We start from the raw sequence: 20,662 nt of genomic DNA, 5'->3' as shown, positions 1-20,662 counted from the left end.
GGCGCCGACGGAGCGTAGCGACGGTTCACCGCGGCGTCATCGAGCGGTTGCACACAGGTCGCGCGCTCGTTACCGACGTCGAGCCCCCACCCGACCGACGTTCCCGATCACGTCACGCAGTACGCGGGTGACCGTCTGCACCGCCGGCGACGGATTGGAATCGTGCCAGGCCATCGCGATGGGGAGGGTGGGCACGTCGCCCGCGATGGGCAGGTATTCGACACCGTCCATCGTGAGGTGCGCCGTCGAATCGACCACCACGGCCACCCCGACTCCCGCGCCGACCATCGCGAGCAGGCTGTACGGGTCGGGTGCCTCGTGCGCGACGACGGGGGCGAATCCTGCTGCCGCACAGAGCGCGAGCGTCGCGTCGCGGACCACGGAGCCGTGTTCGGCGGGATAGATGACGAACCGTTCGCCCGCCAGCTCCTGCGGCGCGACCGGGCCGGCGTCCACGAGACGGTGCCCGGCCGGGACGGCGACCATCAGTGCCTCCTCGCGGACGGTGTGGGTGGCGAAGCCCCGGGGGACCGGCAGCCCCACGATGCCCATGTCCAGGGTTCCGCGCGCGAGGGCGTCGAGCACCTCCCCGGAGTACATCTGCGGGCGGAGGTCCAGTTCGATTCCGGGGTAGGTGTCGGCGAGGGACCGGGCGAGGACGGAGAGCACCGTGTAGCCGCCGGCGCCGCCGAAGCCGACGGTCACGCGCCCGGTCTCCCCGGCGGACGCCGCCTGCGCGATGCCGCGCACGATCCCGATCTGCGCCTCGATGACCCGCGCGGGGGCCACCAGCGCCTCGCCCGCGGCCGTGAGCCGCACCGAGCGGGTGGTGCGGACGAACAGGTCGGTGCCCAGCTCGCGTTCGAGCGCCCGCACGGTCTGGCTGAGCGGCGACTGCGCGACATGGAGACGCTCGGCGGCCCGCCCGAAGTGCAGTTCTTCGGCCACCGCGAGGAAGGCGTGCAGGTGACGGAGTTCCACGACCCCTCCTCGGACTATGTGTCTGGAGCACCTAAACAAGCTGAATTAAGTCTTGGACTCTACACGGAATTCCGACCATAGTGATGCACACCACCTCCACATCGGTGTGACGCCCGAGCATGAAAGTCAGGGAGAACCGTGAACCCGAATCCCGGCCGCGACGCGGCACCACCCGAATACAGCACCCGGCAGGCCCGTAAGGCGGGAGTCACCGCCTTCGTCGGCACGACCATCGAATGGTTCGACTTCTACATCTACGGCACCGCGTCCGCGCTCGTGCTGGGCCGACTGTTCTTCCCCGACGCCTCGCCCGCGGTGGGCACCCTCGCCGCGTTCGCGACATTCGCGATCGGATTCGTGGCACGCCCGCTCGGCGGAATCGTATTCGGTCATTTCGGTGACAAGTTCGGACGCAAGAACGCCGTGATCATCACGCTGGCGCTCATGGGGTTCGGAACGGTCGGAGTCGGGTGTCTCCCCACCTACGCGCAGATCGGCATCTGGGCGCCCATCCTCCTCGTCGCGCTTCGCGTGGTGCAGGGCATAGCGATGGGCGGCGAATGGGGCGGCGCCGTGCTCATCGCCACCGAGTTCGCGCCCCCGAACAAGAAGGTGCTGTACGGCGCGTTCGCACAGCAGGGTTCGCCCGTCGGCAACCTGCTCGCTACCCTGGCGTTTCTCGCGCTGACACTGATGTCGGACAGCGTGTTCGAGTCCTGGGGCTGGCGTCTGCCGTTCCTCGCGTCCGCCGGCCTCGTCGTCGTCGCGCTGTACATCCGGCTGCGCATCTCGGAGACCCCGGAGATGAAGAAGGCCGTCGTCGCGCAGGAACGCACCCGGATGCCGCTCGTCGAGGTGTTGCGCTCGCACCCCGTCGAACTCGTCCTCGGCGTCGGCGCGGTGGTCGCGGGCGTCGCCATCACCTACGTCAAGACCACGTTTGCACTCGCCTGGGCGACGGCCGATCTCGGGTTCGACCGCGGCGACTTCCTGCTGGTGATCACGGTCGCGCTCGTCGCGCAGGTGCTCGTCCAGCCCTTCGGCGCGGTGCTGGCCACACGGATCGACCCGTCCCGCGCGGTGCGGTGGATGCTGCTCCCGGAGTTGGTCCTGCTGCCGCTGATGTTCCTTTTCGTGCAGACCGGGTCGATGCCGCTGGCCATGCTCGGCATGGTGCTGGCCACCGCGCCGCACGCGATGTACTACGCGGCGCTCGCCGGCATCCTCGCCCAGGTGTTTCCCACCACCGTGCGGTACACCGGTATCTCGCTGTCGTACCAGTTGTCGACGGCGATCTTCGCCGGAACCGCCCCCATGCTCTGCCAGTTCCTGCTCACCCACACCGACTCGATCTGGCCGGTGGTCGCCCTCGGGCTCGGCTACGTCGTGCTGTCCCTCGCGTGCATGACCCTGCTGCTCCGCCGGGGCGAAGCCCGGAAGAGCCGAGACGCCGAGCCCCTTCCTGCCCACTCCTCGACCCGGAAAGATGCTGCCCACTCATGAATTTCGCTCACACCGACCCCGCGCTCCGCGCCGTCGTCGCCCGCTGGACCGCGCCGTCGGACCGCGACAAGTTGGACTCGCTGCTCGACCGGCTCGGTGCCGACGTCGCCGGCCGGCTCGACGTTCTCGCTGCCACCGCCGACAAGAATCCGCCCGTGCTCGAGCAGTTCGACCGGGACGGTGACCGCATCGACCGGATTTCGTACCACCCGGCCTACCAGGAACTGTGCCGCGCCGCCTACAGCGAATACGGACTGTCCGCGCTGTCGCACCGTGGCGGCCTGCACGGCTGGGACGCCGTGCCGCCGCACCTGGTGAAGTACCTCGCGTCGTACGTGTTCGTGCAGGCCGAGTTCGGGCTCGCGTGCCCGGTGTCGATGACTGACGCCGCCGCCCGCACGCTGCGCATGTTCGGCGACCCCGACGTGTTCGGCACCTGGATCGACGGACTGACGTCCACCGACCCGCAGCAGGCGATGACCGGCGCGATGTTCATGACCGAACCGCAGGCCGGCACCGACATCGCCCGGACGGAGACGCGGGCGGAACGGGACGGCGACGCGTGGCGGCTGACCGGGAAGAAGTGGTTCGCGTCCAATCCCGACGCCGACGTCGTCATCACCCTGGCCCGGTTCCCCGGCGGCGGCGACCACACGACGCGCGGCGTCGGAATGTTCATGGTGCCCAAGGTTCTGGCGAACGGCGAGCGCAACAGTTACACGATCGACAGGCTGAAGGACAAGCTCGGCACCCGCTCGATGCCCAGTGGCGAGGTGTCGCTGACCGGCGCATATGCCCTGCAGGTGGGGGAACTCGACCGCGGGTTCCGGCAGATGGCCGAGATGGTGAACACGTCGCGGCTCTCCAACGCGATGCGGTCGAGCGCCCTGATGCGCCGGGCGGTGCGGGACGCCGTCGAGCACACCCGGCAGCGAGAAGTGTTCGGCAAGAAGCTGTTCGATCAACCCCTCATGCGCGCCACCCTGCTACCCCTCGCCCTCGACGCCGAGGCGGCGCTCGCCCTCGTGGCGTACAGCGCGCAGTGTCTGCAGGCGGCCGACGCCGGAGACGAATCCGCGCGCGGGCTGATCCGGGTTCTCACCCCGCTCGCGAAGCACTACGTCTGCAAACGGGCCCGCGTCGTCACCGGCGAGGCCATGGAGGTCCGCGGCGGCAACGGCTACATCGAGGAATGGGCCCACGCCCGCCTGGTCCGCGACGCCCACCTGGGCTCGATCTGGGAGGGATCGAGCAACGTCATTGCCCTCGACGTGCTGCGGTGCATGCGCAAATTCGGTGCACACCGGCACCTCGCGGACACGATGCGCGGCGTCCTCGCCGGGCTCGGACCCGACTGCGCCGCCGGTGCCGAGGTGCTCACCCGGCGGTGGGACGACCTGATCGCGGAGGGCGACCTGCTGGTCGCCGGTGACGAGGGCACCGCCCAGGCCGGGTGCGCGCGCTACGCGAACGAACTGGCCCGCGCGGCGATGGCGACCCTGCTCTACGACCTCGCCGATTTCGGGATCACCACGGGGGGCGGCCACCGATCGCTGCTCGTGGCGAACGCCTACCTCGCCGGCGACTCCGGCCACGTCCCGGCCGCGGCCCTCCGCGAACTGGCCGCCGTCGTCGACGGCACCGACGTCGACGCCCACTCTGCGCGAGCCGCCGCACCCCGAACCGATTCGCCGACAGGAGTACTGCTGTGAACACGACCCACACCGGACCGGCGCCCCTCGCGGGTGTGCGGGTGCTGGACCTGTCCAAGATCCTCGCCGGACCGTACGCCACCATGTCGCTCGCGGACCTCGGCGCCGACGTCACCAAGATCGAACACCCCGACGGCGGCGACCCGACCCGGTCGTGGGGGCCGCCGTTCGTCGGCGCCGACGCCACGTACTACCTCGCCATCAACCGGGGCAAGAAGTCGGTGACCGTCGACCTCAAGTCGGAAGAGGGACAGGACGTCATCCATCGGATTCTGGAGGAGACCGACGTCGTCGTCGAGAACTTCAAGCCCGGCAGCGGATTGCAGCGCATCTTCGACTACCGGACGCTCTCCGAGCGGTACCCGCACCTGGTCGTGCTGCACATCTCCGCGTTCGGCGAGGAGGGTCCGCTGCGCGACGAACCGGGCTACGACATGATCGCGCAGGCCGCCGGCGGACTGATGTCGCTCACCGGTGAGCCGGGCGCGGCGCCGATGAAGGCCGGATTTGCGATGGGCGATCTGGGAGCGGCGCTCTTCGGACTGGTCGGCGTGCTCGCCGCCCTCGTGGAACGGTCGCGCACCGGCCGAGGGCAGTACGTGACGACGTCGCTGTTCGAGTGCCAGCTCGCCCTGCACGTGAACTGGGCGACCAACTACTTCGCCACCGGGAAACGTCCCGGGCCGCTCGGGTCCGGACATCCGAATCTGGCTCCCTATCAAGCGTTTCCTGCGAGCGACGGGTACTTCGTCGTCGCGGTGGGCAACGACAGCCAGTGGGGGAGCCTGTGCTCGGCGATCGCTCGGGAAGAGTTGACGACGGACCCGCGGTTCGTCCGCAACCGGGACCGTGTGGCGAATCGCGCTGATCTCGAGCGGGAATTGTCCGCGGCGTTCGCGTCCGGCACCGTCGAGCAGTGGTGCGACACCCTGGCCGCGCACGCCGTGCCGGTGTCACCGATCCGGCACCTCGACGAGATCTACGCCGACCCGCACACCGCGGCACTCGGCATGATCGGCACGGTCGACCACCCGACGTTGGGCAGCCTGCAGCAGATCGCGTTCCCGGTCAGTTTCGCAGGCGAGCGCCCGCATCTGACGTCGGCGCCGCCGGTACTGGGCGCCGATACCGACGCCGTCCTGGGGGTTCACCGGCCGCAGGCGGTGGTGTGAGAGCTGGTCAGCTGCCTTCGCGCAGCAGCGCGACGTCGGACACCATCCGGATGTGATCGGCCATCGCCCGGGAGGCGCCCGCGGAGTCCTGGTCTCGAATCGCCGTCGCAATGCGCCGGTGCCCTTCGAGCGAGGCCCGCGGGCGTTCTGCTTGGGAGAGCGACTCGATGCGGGTCTCCCGGATCAGCCCGGAGATCTCGTGCATCAGTTTGGCCAGCAGCGACGAGTGCGCGGCGACGGTGATGGCCTCGTGGAACTGCTCGTCGCCGACGACGCCGCGATCGCCCGCGGCGATCTCCGACTCCATCGTGGCCAGCGCCGAATCGATCGCGGCCATTTCCGCGTCGGTGCGGCGCTCGGCGGCGAGCCCGGCGAGTTTGACCTCGAGTGCCTCGCGGGCCTCGATGACCTCGGGGAGACGGTCGGCGTGCTCCCGCAGCGCCTTGACGGCTCGTTCCTCGATGGGGCGGCGGACGAGCACGGCGCCGTCGCCGTGCCGCACCGACACCACACCCTGCACCTCGAGGGCGACGAGCGCCTGACTCAGGGACGCGCGGCTCACACCCAGCTGAGCTGCGAGTTCGCGCTCGGCGGGGAGGCGGTCGCCGGGCGTCATCTCGTGGTCGGCGATATGGGCGCACAGCTGTTCGACGATCACCTCGTACAGCCGCGGACGCGCTACCGGACGCAGTTGCTCAGCCACTGGGCCACCCACTCTCCATTCCACTGAAACTACTCCACGGTATCTCGCATACGCATGTAACCGCACCCACAGTTCCTGTTGACAGTGATCCACAACACTGCTTTTATGAAGTGGCTAGGCCAATCTGCCACTGAGTCAATTTGCTCGCAGGCGGCGGTCGAGACCAGTTGCCACTGCCACAGAACCGGAGACTTTCATGTCGACCGAGTTGATCCCCATACTTGCGCTCGCCGTCATGTTCCTGGCGGCGACCGTGCTGCCCGTGAACATGGGCGCACTCGGCTTCGTTGCCGCCTTCTTCGTCGGAACCCTGTCGCTGCACATGAGCAGCGACGACATCATCGCCGGATTCCCCAGCAGCCTGTTCCTGACGCTGGTCGGCATCACCTACCTCTTCGCGATCGCCCAGAACAACGGAACAGTCGACCTCATGGTCCGCGGGGCGGTCCGGCTGGTCCGCGGTCGAGTCGCCCTGATCCCCTGGGTGATGTTCGGGATCACCGCGGTGCTCACCGCGATCGGTGCGCTCGGACCCGCCGCGGTGGCGATCGTCGCGCCGATCGCGCTCGGATTCGCCGCCCGCTACAAGATCAACGCCCTCCTGATGGGCATGATGGTCGTGCACGGAGCCCAGGCCGGCGGCTTCTCGCCGATCAGCATCTACGGCGTCACGGTCAACGACATCGCGTCCAAGGCGGGATTGACCAACAGCCCGCTCACCCTCTTCCTCGGAAGCCTCCTGTTCAACGCCGCGATCGGGGTGCTCCTCTTCGTCTTCCTCGGCGGACGGGACCTGATCGGCCGCAGCGTGCACGACGACGGCCCGGAGGAAACGGCAGAAACCGGCGGCGCCTCGGGTGGAGGAGTGCCCGCGACCGGAGGCAACTCGGGTTCGGGAGGAGCCACCGCGACCAAGGTGCGCCCGACGCCGACCGTCACGGACTCACCGGCGCGCACTCGTGTCACGTTCGATCAGGTCCTCACCCTCGTCGGTCTCGCCGCTCTCGCCGTGTTCTCGCTGATCCTCGACCTGGACGTCGGCTTCATCTCGATGACGGTGGCCGTCGTCCTGGCGCTGGCCTCCCCGAAGGCGCAGAAGGGCGCGATCGCCCAGATCAGCTGGTCGACGGTTCTGCTCATCGGCGGCGTCCTCACCTTCGTGGGAGTGCTGCAGGAGGCGGGCACTGTCGAGTACGTCGGAAATGCGGTGGCCAGCCTGGGAATGCCGCTCCTCGTCGCCCTTCTCCTCTGCTACATCGGGGCCATCGTGTCCGCCTTCGCCTCGTCGACGGCGATCCTGGGAGCGACCATTCCGCTCGCGGTCCCGTTCCTGCTCGCCGGTGAAGTCGGTGCGGTGGGAGTCATCGTCGCGCTCGCCATCTCTTCGACCATCGTGGACGTCAGCCCGTTCTCGACCAACGGTGCGCTGGTCCTCGCCAACGCGCAGAACGTCGATCGGGATCGCTTCTACAAGCAGATCCTGAAATACAGCGCGCTCGTCGTCGCGATCGGGCCTCTCGTGGCCTGGGCGATTTTCGTGGTGCCCGGCTGGCTCTGACCGTCGTCGGGTAGATCCGCCGGGCCCCTCGCCGGGCACGTCGAATTTTCGTCCTTGACATCGGTCGGATCAGATGTTTCATTTAATTGGCTAGTCCACTAGGTCACTGATCCAACAATCCAGATATCGCGGCTCTCGCCAGGAAGTAACGGTGGTTTCACATGTCCTCGAAAACGATGGAGCGAACCGGTCCGCTGCAAGGCGTGGTCGTCGTCGATCTGACCCGCGCACTCGCAGGCCCGCACGCGGCGATGATGCTCGGCGATCTCGGCGCGGAGGTCATCAAGGTCGAAACCCCGCGCGGTGGCGACGACACCCGCGGGTGGGGGCCGCCCTTCGTGGAGCCGGCCGACGCCGAGCGTGAATCCACGTACTTCCTGTCCGCGAACCGGAACAAGAAGTCGATCACCCTCGACCTGAAGGCGGACGACGGACGCGCCACCCTCGAAGCCCTCGTCCGGCGCGCCGACGTCCTCATGGAGAACTTCCGCACCGGTGTCCTCGACCGGCTGGGATTCACCACCGAACGGCTCGCCGAGCTGAACCCGCGCCTGGTCGTCCTGTCCATCAGCGGTTTCGGTCACGACGGGCCCGAAGGGGGACGCGCCGGCTACGACCAGATCGCGCAGGGTGAGGCCGGGCTGATGTCGCTGACGGGACCGAATCCGGACGAGGTCCAACGCGTCGGCGTTCCCATCGCGGATCTGCTCGCCGGCATGTACGGGGCATTCGGCGTCGTCGCGGCCCTGCAGGAACGCGAACGCACGGGCCGGGGCCGCGTCGTGCGAACGTCGTTGCTGGCCAGCGTCGTCGGCGTGCACGCCTTCCAGGGGACGAAGTGGACCGTCGCCGGCGAGGTCGGCGAGGCGCAGGGCAACCACCATCCGTCGATCTCCCCGTACGGACTGTTCCGCACCGCCGACGGCGCGGTGCAGATCTCGGTCGGCAGCGAAGGCCTGTGGAAGCGGTTCTGCGCCGGCTTCCACCTCGACCCCGACGCCCCCGGAATGGCCACCAACCCCGAACGCGTCGAGAACCACAAGCAGGTTCTGGAACTGGTCGAGGATGCGTTCGGCGCGTACACCAGCGACGAACTGCTCATCGAACTCGACCGCATCGGGGTGCCGGCGGGACGGGTCCGGACGATCTCCGAGGTCTACGAATGGGAGCAGACCAAGTCACAGGGGCTGCTCGTCGACGTCGACCACCGCACTCTCGGCAACATCACCCTGCCCGGCCCGCCCCTCCGATTCTTCGAACCGGACGGCACCGAGGTCACCGAGACCCGGCACACCGCACCCCCGGTCCTCGGCGCCGACACCGACACCGTGATGTCGTGGCTGAAGGAATGCAGCTGATGGCACGCCTGACCGCTCCCGAACTGCTCGACCTCGTGGTCGATGCCGGCACCTGGGAATCGTGGGACACGCCCCCGATCCCGGTCGCGGCGGATTCCGAGTACGCCGACGAACTGCTTCGCGCACAGGAAAAGACCGGCCTCGACGAGGCGGTGCTGACAGGGGTGGCCACCATCCGCGGCCGCCGAACGGCAATCCTCGTCTGCGAATTCGGCTTTCTGGGCGGCTCCATCGGCGTTGCCGCAGGCGAGCGTCTGGTCGCCGGGATCCGGCGCGCCACCCAGGAGCGCCTTCCGCTGCTCGCCCTGCCCACGTCCGGTGGCACGCGAATGCAGGAGGGGACGACCGCGTTCCTGCAGATGGTCAAGATCACGGCGGCGGTGATCAAACACAAGGAAGCACACCTGCCCTACCTCGTCTACCTCCGGAGCCCCACGACCGGTGGAGTATTCGCGTCCTGGGGATCCCTCGGCCACGTCACGATCGCGGAACCGGGGGCGCTCGTCGGGTTCCTCGGACCGCGGGTGTACGAGGCGCTGTACGATTCACCCTTCCCGGCCGGTGTCCAGACCGCCGAGAATCTCCACGCGCACGGACTCATCGACGCGGTGCGCCCGCCGGACCAACTCGCCGAGATCGTCGACCGCGCCCTGCGCATCATCACCTCGAGTCGCGGGGGCCGCGCGTCGCTCGCCGACGTGCCCGTGCACGACACTCTGCCGGAGGTCCCCGCATGGGAGTCGGTGGTCGCCTCACGCCGAGACGATCGACCCGGGGTCCGTGAGGTGATGTTCCATTCCGCGTCGGATGTTCTGCCGCTCAACGGAACCGGCCAGGGTGAGAACGATCCGGGCCTCATCCTCGCCCTCGTCCGATTCGGTGACGTGCCCTGCGTCCTGCTCGGGCAGGATCGCCGCGGTCAGACCACGCGGTCGCCGCTCGGCCCCGGCGCACTGCGGGAGGCACGGCGCGGCATGCGGCTGGCGGCCGAATTGAACCTGCCGCTGGTGACGGTCATCGACACCGCGGGCGCGGCGCTGTCGAAGGAAGCGGAGGAAGGCGGCCTCGCCGGTGAGATCGCGCGCTGCATCGCGGACATGGTCTCACTCGACGTTCCCACCATCTCCCTGCTGCTCGGGCAGGGCACCGGCGGAGGCGCGCTCGCCCTGATTCCGGCGGACCGGGTGCTGGCCGCCCAGCACGGCTGGCTCTCGCCCCTGCCGCCCGAGGGTGCGAGCGCGATTCTGCACCACGACGTGGAGCATGCCCCGGACATGGCCGCACGGCAGGGCATCCGGTCGTCCGACCTCCTTGCGAGCGGCATCGTGGACGAGGTGATCCCCGAATTCCCGGACGCCGCCGAGGAATCCGCGGCCTTCTGCACCCGGGTGGGTGCGGTCCTCCACCGCGAGCTGTCGCGCCTCGACGCGGCCGACACCACGCAGCGACTCTCCGAACGTGCGGAGCGATTCGACCGGATCGGTCTGTTGCAGCCCGCACCTGCATGACCACGGTGCCGGGATCCCGATCGGATCCCGGCACCGTGAATGCCCCTTTGTCTCAAAGGATGTGCGTCAGCACTCGACGAGGTTCACCGACACGTTGACGGCGAGGCCGCCGGTGGAGGTTTCCTTGTACTTCGAGCTCATGTCGGCGCCGGTGGCCCGCATCGTCTCGATCACCTGATCCAGGCTGACCCGGTGGGTGCCGTCGCCGCGCAGTGCCATCCGGGCGGCGTTGATCGCCTTGCCCGCCGAGATGGCGTTGCGCTCGATGCAGGGGATCTGCACCAGACCCCCGATTGGATCGCACGTCAGACCCAGACTGTGTTCCATCGCGATCTCCGCCGAGTTCTCCACCTGTTCCGGGCTGCCGCCGAGGATCTCGGCGAGACCGGCGGCGGCCATGGATGCGGCGGACCCCACCTCACCCTGGCAGCCCACCTCGGCACCGGAGATCGAGGCCCGCTCCTTGTACAGGGATCCGACCGCCCCCGCCGCCAGTAGAAACCGCACCGCCGTGTCGTCCGGATCGGACTTTCCGGCGGGGGTGTAGTGCACCGCGTAGTGCAGCACCGCCGGGATGATGCCGGCGGCACCGTTGGTGGGTGCGGTGACGATCCTGCCGCCGGAGGCGTTCTCCTCGTTGACGGCGAGGGCCACCAGGTTCACCCAGTCCTCCGCGAACGCGGGATCACGTTCGGGGTCTTCGACGTTCAGCCGCTCGTACCAGCCGCGGGCGCGGCGGCGCACCCGCAGACTGCCGGGCAGGTACCCGTCCCGGCCGATGCCGCGTCGCTGGCACTCGACCATCACGTCGCGGATGTGGAGAAGCCGCGCCCGGACCTCCGACTCGGGACGGAGAGCCCGTTCGTGTTCGAGCATGACCTCGCTGATCGTGAGCCCGTAGTGCTCGGTGAGGTCGAGCAACTCGCGCGCCGACCCGAACGACAGCGTGTTCGCGACGGCGTCGATGGACAGCTCAGGTTCGTCGCCCGTGACGACGAACCCGCCGCCGATCGAATAGTACGTCTGCGCATGCAGTTCACGGCCGTTCGCCCCCGTCGCGGTGAGGGTCATGGCGTTGGGGTGGAAGTCGAGGACCGTCAACGGGTGCAGCACCATCTCGTCTTCCGCGAGCGGGATGTCCACCACACCGGCGAGTCGGATCCGCCGGCTCGCCCGCACCGCGTCCAGCCGCGTTTCCATCTCCTCGGTGGCGATGGTCTCCGGGCGGTACCCCTCGAGTCCGAGGAGAATCGCGGACATGGTGCCGTGGCCGGCGCCGGTGGCCGCGAGCGATCCGTACAGATCGACGCGGACACCGGCGACGTCCCCGAGAAGTGCGAGTGTGTCGAGGTCGTCGACGAACGTGCCCGCCGCCCGCATCGGCCCGACCGTGTGCGAGCTGGACGGACCGATTCCGACGGAGAACAGGTCGAACACACTGATGGTCACGACTTACAGACCCGGGTAGAGCGGGTACTTGTCGGCCAGCGCCCGCACTTCGGCGGCGAGTGTGGTCGTGTCCGCGTCGGCGGGGGCGACGAGGGCCTGGGCGATCAGGTCGGCGACCTTCACGAAATCGTCCCGGACGAAACCGCGCGTCGCGAGTGCCGGTGTGCCGATCCGCAGGCCGGACGTCACCATCGGCGGCCGCGGGTCGAACGGAACGGCATTGCGGTTGACGGTGATTCCGATCGCGTCCAGCCTGTCCTCGGCCTGCTGTCCGTCGATGTCGGCGTCGCGGAGGTCGACGAGGACGAGGTGCACGTCCGTTCCGCCGGTGAGGACGCTGATTCCGGCTTCCTTGACGTCGGGGCGGCTGAGTCGCTCGGCGAGTACCTTCGCCCCGTCGAGGCAGCGCTCCTGGCGTTCCGCGAACGCGGGTTCGGCGGCCATCTTGAATGCCGTTGCCTTACCGGCGATCACGTGCTCGAGGGGTCCGCCCTGCTGGCCGGGGAAGACGGCGGAGTTGATCTTCTTCGCGATGGCCGCATCATTGGTCAGGATGATCCCGCCACGGGGCCCGCCGAGGGTCTTGTGCGTCGTCGACGTCACGACGTGCGCGTGCGGCACGGGAGACGGGTGGAATCCGGTGGCCACGAGTCCGGCGAAATGGGCCATGTCGACCATCAGGTAGGCGCCGACCTCGTCCGCGATCTCCCGGAATCGAGCAAAGTCCAACTGGCGCGGGTAGGCCGACCAGCCGGCGATGATCAGCTGCGGACGGTGTTCGCGGGCCGCCTTCGCAACCTCGTCCATGTCGATCAGGTAGTCCTTCTCGGACACCCCGTACGCCGCCACGTTGTAGAGCTTGCCGGAGAAGTTCAGGCGCATGCCGTGAGTGAGGTGGCCTCCGTCGGCGAGCGAGAGACCGAGGATCGTGTCGCCCGGCTTGATCAGCGCGTGCATCACCGACGCGTTCGCGGTGGCGCCGGAATGCGGTTGCACGTTGGCGTATTGGGCGGCGAAGAGGGCCTTGACGCGGTCGATGGCGAGCTGCTCGATGGAGTCGACGTGCTCGCACCCGCCGTAGTAGCGGCGTCCGGGGTACCCCTCGGCGTACTTGTTGGTGAGCACGGAACCCTGCGCCTGCATGACCGCGAGCGGCGCGTGGTTCTCCGACGCGATCATCTCGAGGCCGGTGCGCTGACGCTCGAGTTCCTTGCCGATCAGTGCGGCCACATCCGGATCGAAATCGGCGAGATCGTGGTTCAGGACGCTCATGCCTGCACTCCGTTCTTCTCGGCGTACTCGGCGGCGGTGAGGAGTTCTCCGGCGTCGGACGGCTGGACGGCGAACAGCCAGCCCTCCCCGTACGGGTCCGCGGTGACCAGACCGGGGTCGTCGACGGCGGCGGAGTTGATCAGGGTCACCCGACCGCTGACCGGCGGGTACAGCTCGGAGACGGTCTTGGTCGACTCGACCTCACCGCACGCCTCGCCGGCGACGATGGTGGCACCGACCTCGGGCAGATCGACGAAGACGAGTTCACCGAGTGAGTTGACGGCGACGGAGGTGATCCCGACCCGGACGGGCTCGTCGGGGAGAGCGGCGCCCGGCGTGATCAGGACCCACTCGTGGTCGTCGGTGTAGCTGCGGTCGTCGGGGAAGGCTGCTGAAGACATGGTTGTCCTTTTTCAGGGCTGAAGGATGTGGGGACGGTTCAGGAACGGCGATAGAACGGCGACGGGGTGACCACGAACGGTTCCTTCTTGCCACGGATGTCGACGGTCAGTTCGGTGCCGGGCTCGCGGAGCGCGATGTCGACGAACGCCAGCGCGATCGGATGTCCGAGCGTCGGCGACAGGGCGCCGGACGTGATCGTCCCGATCGCGGTTCCGCCGGACGCGTCATGGACGGTGTACTCGGCGCGGGCGGCCCGGCGACCGGTGCCCGCAAGGCCGACGAGCACCCGCTGCGGCGCCTGCTCCGACAACGTCTGCAGGGCATCCCGGCCGACGAACTCCTTGTTCAGCCGGACCACCTTGCCGAGACCGGCCTCGTACGGGTTCGTGTCGAGGGTCAGCTCGTGCCCGTAGAGCGCCATGCCGGCCTCGAGCCGCAGGGTGTCGCGGCAGGCGAGCCCCGCGGGCACGCCGTCACGGGCCGCGGTGGCGTCGAGAAGCGCGCGCCACAACTGCACGGCCTGGTCGTTCGGGACGTAGAGCTCGAATCCGTCCTCGCCGGTGTAGCCGGTGCGGGCGAGGAGGACGTCGATGCCGGCGACGACCGCGCGGGTCACCGCGTAGTACTTCAGGACCGCGACGGCCTCGACCTGCCGGTCGGGGACGAGGGACTGCACGATCTCCTGGGCGGCCGGTCCCTGCACGGCGATCAGCGCGGTCTCCGCCGACTGGTCGTCGACCGTTGCCGAGAACCCCTCGGCGCGGGCCACCAGTTCGCGGGACACCGCCGGAGCGTTCGCGGCGTTGGCGACCACGAGGAAATGCTCGTTGGCGAGACGGTAGACGACGAGGTCGTCGATCACGCCGCCGTCCGCGTTGCAGAGCAGCGAGTACTTGGCGCGGCCGACGCCGATCTTGGACAGCTCGCCGGCGAGTGCGTGATCCAGAAGTGCACCGGATTCGGGTCCGGTGACGGCGATCTCACCCATGTGCGAGAGGTCGAACAGTCCGGCGGTCTTGCGGACGGCATGGTGTTCGGCGAGTTCGCTGTCGTACTTCAGCGGCATCTGCCAGCCGGCGAAGTCGGTGAAGTGGGCGCCGAGCGCGCCGTGCTCGCTCAGGAGCGGGGACGCGGGGGTGGTGGTGAGGGTCATGCGAAGGCCTCCTCGGGGGTCTCGGCGATGGCCGGAGAATCGATGTCGGTGGTGTTCTCGAAGGCCGCGGGCGCGGGGCACGAGCACACGAGGTTGCGGTCGCCGTGCACGCCGTCGATGCGGCGCACCGGAGGCCAGTACTTGCCGCCGCGAAGCGACGCGACCGGGAAGGCGGCGAGGTGGCGCGGGTAGGGCAGATCCCAGGTGTCGGCGGTGACCTGTTCCGCGGTGTGCGGGGCCTGACGCAGCGGGCTGCGCTCGAGCGGCCAGACGCCGTCGCCGACCAGATCGATTTCGCGGCGGATCGAGATCATCGCCTCGATGAACCGGTCGAGCTCGGCCAGATCCTCGGATTCGGTCGGCTCCACCATCAGCGTGCCGTTGACGGGAAAAGACAGGGTGGGGGCGTGAAAACCGTAGTCGATCAACCGCTTTGCCACATCCTCGGCGGTCACACCGGTCGCCTTCGTGACCGGGCGCAGGTCCAGGATGCACTCGTGCGCCACCAGACCGGAGGGCCCGGTGTAGAGGACGGGGAAGTGCGCGTCGAGCGCCTTCGCGACGTAGTTGGCGGCCAGCACCGCGGTCTTGGTGGCCTCCGTCAGCCCCTCCGGGCCCATCAGCGCGATGTACGCCCAGGTGATCGGCAGGATCCCGGCGGACCCGTAGTTCGCCGCCGACACCGGGGTGCCGAGCTGATCGCCGCCGAGCGGGTTGCCGGGCAGGAACGGCGCCAGGTGCTTGCGCACCGCGACCGGCCCGACGCCGGGGCCACCGCCGCCGTGCGGGATGCAGAACGTCTTGTGCAGGTTCAGGTGCGACACGTCGCCGCCGAACTTCCCGGGCTGGGCCAGACCGACGAGAGCGTTGAGGTTGGCGCCGTCGACGTACACCTGGCCGCCGGCCTCGTGCACGAGATCGCACACCGTCCGCACGTCGTTCTCGTACACACCGTGCGTGGACGGGTAGGTCAGCATGATCGCGGCGATCTTGCCTTCGTGCGCAGCGATCTTCGCGCGCAGATCGTCCAAGTCGATGTTGCCGTTCGACGCCGTCGCGACCACCACCACCCGCATGCCGGCCAGCACCGCGGACGCGGCGTTGGTGCCGTGCGCGGACTGCGGGATGAGGCAGATGTCCCGGTCGGGTTCTCCGAGGCTGTCGTGGTAGCCGTTGATGGCCAGCAGTCCGGCGAGCTCACCCTGCGATCCGGCGTTGGGCTGCAACGACACCCGGTCGTATCCGGTGATCTCGCTCAGCCACCGCTCGAGCCCGCGGATGAGCTGCAGGTAGCCGCTGGTCTGCTCGACCGGGGCGAACGGGTGGATGGACGCGAACCCGGGCCAGCTGATCGGCTCCATCTCCACGGCGGAGTTGAGTTTCATCGTGCAGGAGCCCAGCGGGATCATGGTGCGGTCGAGGGCGAGGTCCTTGTCGGACAGCGCACGCAGGAAGCGCAGCATCGCCGTTTCGGACCGGTGCTCGTGGAACACGGGGTGCCGCAGGTAATCCGACGTCCGCAGCAGCGACTGCGGCAGTTGTGAGGGCGTGCCCGCCTGGACTCCGGCGCCGAACGCGGACAGCACACGGCCCACGATCTCGTCGGTGGTGCACTCGTCGCAGGCGATCGCCACGTGGTCCGCGTCGACCAGTCTCAGGTTGATGCCGTCGCGGTCGGCGCGGTCGACGACCTCCCGCGCCCCGGCCGGAACGCGCACCAGCACGGTGTCGAAGAAGCTGTCGTGGACCACCGACTGTCCGGCCGCGCGGAGGCCGCCCGCGACGGCGGCAGCGTGTCCGTGCGCCCGAGTCGCTATGGCGCGCAGTCCTTCCGGCCCGTGGTAGGCGGCGTACATGGCGGCGACGTTGGCGAGGAGCGCCTGCGCCGTGCAGATGTTGCTGGTCGCCTTGTCACGCCGGATGTGCTGTTCGCGGGTCTGCAGCGCCAGCCGGTACGCGGGCTTGCCGTCGACGTCGACGGACACCCCGACGAGCCGGCCGGGGAGCATCCGCTCGAGCCCGCTGCGCACCGCCATGTAGCCCGCGTGCGGGCCACCGAAGAACAGGGGAACACCGAAACGCTGGGCGGATCCCACCGCGATGTCGGCGCCCTGCTCACCGGGCGGGGTGAGGAGCGTCAGCGACAGCAGATCGGCCGCGACCGTGGTGAGCGCACCACGCTCCTTGGCGCTGGCGATGAGCGGGGCCAGGTCGCGCACGTGTCCGCTCGCGCCGGGCGCCTGGAACACGACACCGAACAGGTCACCGTCCGGGAGTCCGCCGGCGAAGTCGGTCACCTCGACGTCGATGCCCACCGACTTGGCCCGGCCGCGCACCACCGCGAGGGTCTGCGGCAGGCAGTCGGCGTCGACGACGACCCGGTTCGTGCCGGACTTCGCCTTGTTCGCGCGCCGCATCAGCAGCACCGCCTCCATCACCGCGGTGGCCTCGTCCAGCAGTGATGCGCCGGCGAGGGGGAGGGCCGTCAGGTCTTCGATGACGGTCTGGAACGTGAGCAGCGCCTCGAGTCTGCCCTGGGAGATTTCCGGCTGATACGGGGTGTACGCCGTGTACCAGGCCGGCGACTCGAGCATGTTCCGGCGCAACACAGCGGGGGTGATGGTGTCGGAGTAGCCGAGGCCGATCATCTGCACGCGGGTCTCGTTGCGCTCCGACAGCGTCCGAAGATCGGAGAGCACCTGCTGCTCGGACCGCGCCGCGGGCAGGTCCATGGGCTCCGAACTGCGGATCTGGTCGGGCACCGCCGCGTCGATGAGCTGATCGAGCGTGTCGTACCCGAGGGCGCCGAGCATGCGCTGGGTCGCGGAAGCGTCGGGGCCGATGTGGCGTGACGGAAAATCGCTGGTGAGGGGCGCGCCGAGCGGCGCGATACGGGATTCTACTGACACGAGGTGACTCCGGTTTCGTTGAGTCCGGACCGCACCGGACATCGACAAGGGGGCACCTCCCCGCTCTGTCCTGAAACCTGAGAGTTTGGGCGTACCGCGTGCGCGGCGTGCTCTTCACCTTCGGTAAGTTCCGGCCGTGCGGCCGATTCTTTCTCCAGAGTTGCCTCTGCGCTGCGGTACTGGGGCCTGAGAGATTCCCGGGGAGGAAGTTGCTCCTACGGCGCCTCCGAAAAGGAGGTTCTCCCGCTGCGCGTCAACGGCGTCTTCAGTTGTGGTTGGCCAAACAGTACACAGGCTCCACAGGTTTGTCTCCCCCGGATTCCCCCGCGGCCGCCAGACGCCGACGGTGTTGCCAAAACGCCTCGTCATTTGGCATCCTCGACTGATCCTCGCTCGGACGTGACCGCACACGCACAGCGATGAGAGCCCAGACAGCCACAATTGCAACGGTTGTCGTCGTGTGCTCGCCTTCCCTTCACACTTCCCGTCGAGTGGCGCCGCCCGCGCGCCGTCCGACATTCCATACCGATCGGTCTCGGCCGATCGAAGGAGCTCCTCCATGACCACCTCCCCAGCGCCATCCCCCGTCACTCCGCTCGCCCCGGCCGGCAGGCGCTTGCTCCGCCTCGAGATCCGCAACGCCCAAACCCCGGTCGAACGCAAACCTCCGTGGATGAAGGTGCAGGTGCGGACCGGGCCCGAGTACCGGAAGCTCGCCGCGCTCGTCGAACGCGAAAACCTCCACACGGTGTGTCAGGAAGCGGGATGCCCCAACATCTTCGAATGCTGGGAGGACAGGGAGGCGACGTTCCTCATCGGCGGCAGCCAGTGCACCCGGCGGTGCGACTTCTGCCAGATCGACACCGGCAAGCCGGCAGACCTGGATCGGGGTGAGCCGAGGCGCGTCGCGGAATCGGTGCAGTCCATGGGACTTCGTTACGCCACCGTCACCGGGGTCGCCCGCGACGATCTGTCCGACGGCGGTGCCTGGCTGTACGCCGAGACGGTCCGGCAGATTCACGAGCTGTGCCCGGGAACTGGCGTCGAACTGCTGATCCCCGACTTCGACGCCGACCCGGCGCAGCTCCGCGAGGTGTTCGACACTCGCCCGGAAGTGCTGGCGCACAATGTGGAGACCGTTCCCCGCGTCTTCCGTCGCATCCGGCCCGCCTTCACCTACGAGCGGTCCCTCGACGTGATCACCCGCGCGCGGGAGGACGGTCTGATCACCAAGTCGAACCTGATCCTCGGGCTGGGGGAGACCACGGACGAGGTGATCCAGGCCCTCCGGGACCTGCATGCGGCCGGCTGTCAGCTGATCACGATCACCCAGTATCTGCGGCCGTCGGCCCGGCACCATCCGGTGGACCGGTGGGCGAAACCCGAGGAGTTCGTCATGCTCGACGAGACCGCCCGCGAGATCGGATTCCTCGGCGTCCTGTCCGGTCCGCTCGTCCGGTCGTCGTACCGGGCCGGCCGCCTGCACGCGGACGCCGTCGCCGCCACCTCGACCCTCTGAACTCATCCCCCGTCTCGTCCAGCTAGGAGTTTCTCATGTCCAACCGATCTGCAGATGTCGTCATCCTCGGCGGTGGTTCCGGCGGTTACGCTGCCGCCATCCGTTCGGCCGAACTGGGCCGCTCGGTGATTCTGATCGAAGAGAACGAACTCGGTGGCACCTGCCTGCATCAGGGCTGCATCCCGACCAAGGCGCTGCTGCACGCCGCCGAGGTCGCCGACAGTGCCCGCACCGCTGCACAGTTCGGGGTCGATGCCACGTTCGAGGGTGTCGACCTCGAGAAGGTGCTGAGCTACAAGAACACGATCGTCACCCGGTTGCACAAGGGCCTGCAGGGCCTCGTCGACTCGTACGGCATCACCGTCGTCAACGGCCGCGGACGGTTGGTCGGGCCCAACGGTGTCGAGGTCGACGGCGAGCTGATCACCGGTGCCGCCGTAATTTTGGCGACGGGTTCGTCCCCGAAGACGGTGCCGGGCATCGCCGTCGGTGGCAGGGTCGTCACCAGTGACCAGGCACTCGTGCTGCCGTCGGTCCCGAGGAAGGCGATCATCCTCGGCGGTGGCGTGATCGGCGTCGAATTCGCCAGTGTGTGGGCGTCGTTCGGGGCGTCGGTCACGATCGTCGAGGCGATGCCGAGGCTGGTGCCGAACGAGGACGAGACGGTGTCCAAGTATCTCGAGCGGGCGTTCCGTCGTCGCAAGATCGCCGCGAAGACCGGCGTCCGGGTGACCGGGGTGACGCAGGACGACGACGCGGTGTCCGTCACCCTCGACTCCGGTGACGTGCTCGACGCCGACGTCGTGCTGGTCGCGGTGGGCCGCGGTCCGAACACCGCCTCGATGGGGTACGAGGAGACCGGTGTGGTCCTCGACGGGGGATTCGTGGTGACCAGCGACCGACTGCGCACCACGGTGCCGAACGTCTACGCGGTCGGCGACATCGTCCCCGGGCTGCAGCTCGCGCACCGCGGTTTCCAGCAGGGCATCTTCGTGGCGGAGGAGATCGCCGGGCTCCGTCCGGACGTCATCGACGAGACCGGGATCCCGCGGGTCACCTATTCCCACCCCGAGGTGGCGTCGGTCGGGCTGACCGAGACCGCGGCGCGGGAGAAGTTCGGTGACGGCATCGAGACCGTCACCTACGACCTCGCCGGCAACGGCAAGAGTCAGATCCTGAAGACGTCGGGGGCGGTCAAACTCGTGGTGGCGCCGAACGGTGTGGTGGTCGGCGTGCACATGGTCGGCGACCGGGTCGGCGAGCTGATCGGTGAGGCGCAGCTGATGTACAACTTCCAGGTCGAGGCGGCCCGGGCGGCGAAGTTCGTGCACGCCCATCCCACGCAGGGCGAGGCACTCGGTGAGGCCCTGCTGGCAGTGGCCGGCAAGCCTCTCCATGTCCACGCCTGACCCCCATGTGAGTGGCAATGTGTGCTGGCGCACGCATTGCCACTCACATGGGAT

Annotated in this window: 15 protein-coding genes and 1 riboswitch; of the genes, 8 read left to right on the top strand and 7 right to left on the bottom strand. The window is 68.6% G+C overall.

Features of this window, described 5'->3' with window-relative positions; genetic code table 11:
* Positions 1–69: 69 nt before the first annotated feature.
* Positions 70–981: a LysR substrate-binding domain-containing protein gene (locus RJ1_RS18025; RefSeq protein ID WP_073362161.1), complete on the bottom strand. Its 912-nt coding sequence runs from the start codon at positions 979–981 to the stop codon at positions 70–72.
* 138 nt (positions 982–1,119) lie between these two features.
* Between RJ1_RS18025 and RJ1_RS18020 the strand changes: the two genes are divergently transcribed.
* The 3 genes from RJ1_RS18020 to RJ1_RS18010 are packed head-to-tail and all read left to right on the top strand — an operon-like array spanning position 1,120 to position 5,368.
* Positions 1,120–2,484, top strand: a complete 1,365-nt coding sequence (locus RJ1_RS18020) for an MFS transporter (RefSeq protein WP_073362160.1) — start codon at positions 1,120–1,122, stop codon at positions 2,482–2,484.
* Entirely contained in the window at positions 2,481–4,196 is a 1,716-nt protein-coding gene (locus RJ1_RS18015; RefSeq protein WP_073362157.1) for an acyl-CoA dehydrogenase family protein, read from the top strand. The genes RJ1_RS18020 and RJ1_RS18015 overlap by 4 nt, the downstream gene beginning before the upstream one ends.
* Positions 4,193–5,368: a CaiB/BaiF CoA transferase family protein gene (locus tag RJ1_RS18010; RefSeq protein ID WP_073362155.1), complete on the top strand. Its 1,176-nt coding sequence runs from the start codon at positions 4,193–4,195 to the stop codon at positions 5,366–5,368. Before RJ1_RS18015 ends, RJ1_RS18010 begins: the two co-directional genes overlap by 4 nt.
* 7 nt (positions 5,369–5,375) lie before the next feature.
* Here the strand turns inward: RJ1_RS18010 and RJ1_RS18005 are convergent, their stop codons facing one another.
* Positions 5,376–6,071: a FadR/GntR family transcriptional regulator gene (locus RJ1_RS18005; protein ID WP_073362153.1), complete on the bottom strand. Its 696-nt coding sequence runs from the start codon at positions 6,069–6,071 to the stop codon at positions 5,376–5,378.
* Positions 6,072–6,267: 196 nt separating this feature from the next.
* Here RJ1_RS18005 and RJ1_RS18000 point away from each other — a divergent pair, with 196 nt between their 5' ends.
* The 3 genes from RJ1_RS18000 to RJ1_RS17990 all read left to right on the top strand — a co-directional run bounded on the left by RJ1_RS18000 (position 6,268) and on the right by RJ1_RS17990 (position 10,495).
* Positions 6,268–7,629, top strand: a complete 1,362-nt coding sequence (locus RJ1_RS18000; RefSeq protein ID WP_073362152.1) for an SLC13 family permease — start codon at positions 6,268–6,270, stop codon at positions 7,627–7,629.
* Positions 7,630–7,790: 161 nt separating this feature from the next.
* Entirely contained in the window at positions 7,791–8,987 is a 1,197-nt protein-coding gene (locus RJ1_RS17995; protein WP_073362150.1) for a CaiB/BaiF CoA transferase family protein, read from the top strand.
* Positions 8,987–10,495, top strand: coding sequence for a carboxyl transferase domain-containing protein (locus RJ1_RS17990; RefSeq protein WP_073362148.1), 1,509 nt, complete (start codon positions 8,987–8,989; stop codon positions 10,493–10,495). Before RJ1_RS17995 ends, RJ1_RS17990 begins: the two co-directional genes overlap by 1 nt.
* A 66-nt stretch (positions 10,496–10,561) precedes the next feature.
* Here the strand turns inward: RJ1_RS17990 and RJ1_RS17985 are convergent, their stop codons facing one another.
* The 5 genes from RJ1_RS17985 to gcvP are packed head-to-tail and all read right to left on the bottom strand — an operon-like array spanning position 10,562 to position 17,722.
* Complete coding sequence (locus RJ1_RS17985; RefSeq protein WP_073362146.1) at positions 10,562–11,944, bottom strand: L-serine ammonia-lyase; 1,383 nt, start codon at positions 11,942–11,944, stop codon at positions 10,562–10,564.
* 3 nt (positions 11,945–11,947) lie between these two features.
* A complete protein-coding gene (gene glyA / locus RJ1_RS17980; protein ID WP_073362144.1) occupies positions 11,948–13,216 on the bottom strand; it encodes a serine hydroxymethyltransferase in 1,269 nt (422 codons plus the stop codon).
* Positions 13,213–13,617: a glycine cleavage system protein GcvH gene (gene gcvH / locus RJ1_RS17975; RefSeq protein ID WP_073362142.1), complete on the bottom strand. Its 405-nt coding sequence runs from the start codon at positions 13,615–13,617 to the stop codon at positions 13,213–13,215. The genes glyA and gcvH overlap by 4 nt, the downstream gene beginning before the upstream one ends.
* Positions 13,618–13,655: 38 nt before the next feature.
* Positions 13,656–14,771 carry a glycine cleavage system aminomethyltransferase GcvT gene (gcvT, locus tag RJ1_RS17970; RefSeq protein ID WP_073362140.1) on the bottom strand — a complete coding sequence of 372 codons (1,116 nt, stop codon included), beginning with the start codon at positions 14,769–14,771 and terminating at the stop codon, positions 13,656–13,658.
* Entirely contained in the window at positions 14,768–17,722 is a 2,955-nt protein-coding gene (gene gcvP / locus RJ1_RS17965) for an aminomethyl-transferring glycine dehydrogenase (protein WP_073362138.1), read from the bottom strand. Before gcvP ends, gcvT begins: the two co-directional genes overlap by 4 nt.
* Before the next feature lie 122 nt (positions 17,723–17,844).
* Positions 17,845–17,936, bottom strand: a riboswitch (glycine riboswitch).
* A gap of 303 nt (positions 17,937–18,239) precedes the next feature.
* Here gcvP and lipA point away from each other — a divergent pair.
* Together lipA and lpdA are read left to right on the top strand one after the other, a co-directional pair.
* Positions 18,240–19,199, top strand: a complete 960-nt coding sequence (lipA, locus tag RJ1_RS17960) for a lipoyl synthase (RefSeq protein WP_073362135.1) — start codon at positions 18,240–18,242, stop codon at positions 19,197–19,199.
* Between the two features lie 35 nt (positions 19,200–19,234).
* Positions 19,235–20,608: a dihydrolipoyl dehydrogenase gene (gene lpdA, locus RJ1_RS17955; protein WP_073362133.1), complete on the top strand. Its 1,374-nt coding sequence runs from the start codon at positions 19,235–19,237 to the stop codon at positions 20,606–20,608.
* Positions 20,609–20,662 lie beyond the last annotated feature (54 nt).

This window comes from Rhodococcus jostii NBRC 16295 (assembly GCF_001894825.1).
In the GTDB taxonomy this organism is placed as follows: Bacteria; Actinomycetota; Actinomycetes; order Mycobacteriales; family Mycobacteriaceae; genus Rhodococcus_F; species Rhodococcus_F jostii.
This window is presented reverse-complemented; position numbering and strand designations above follow the sequence as displayed.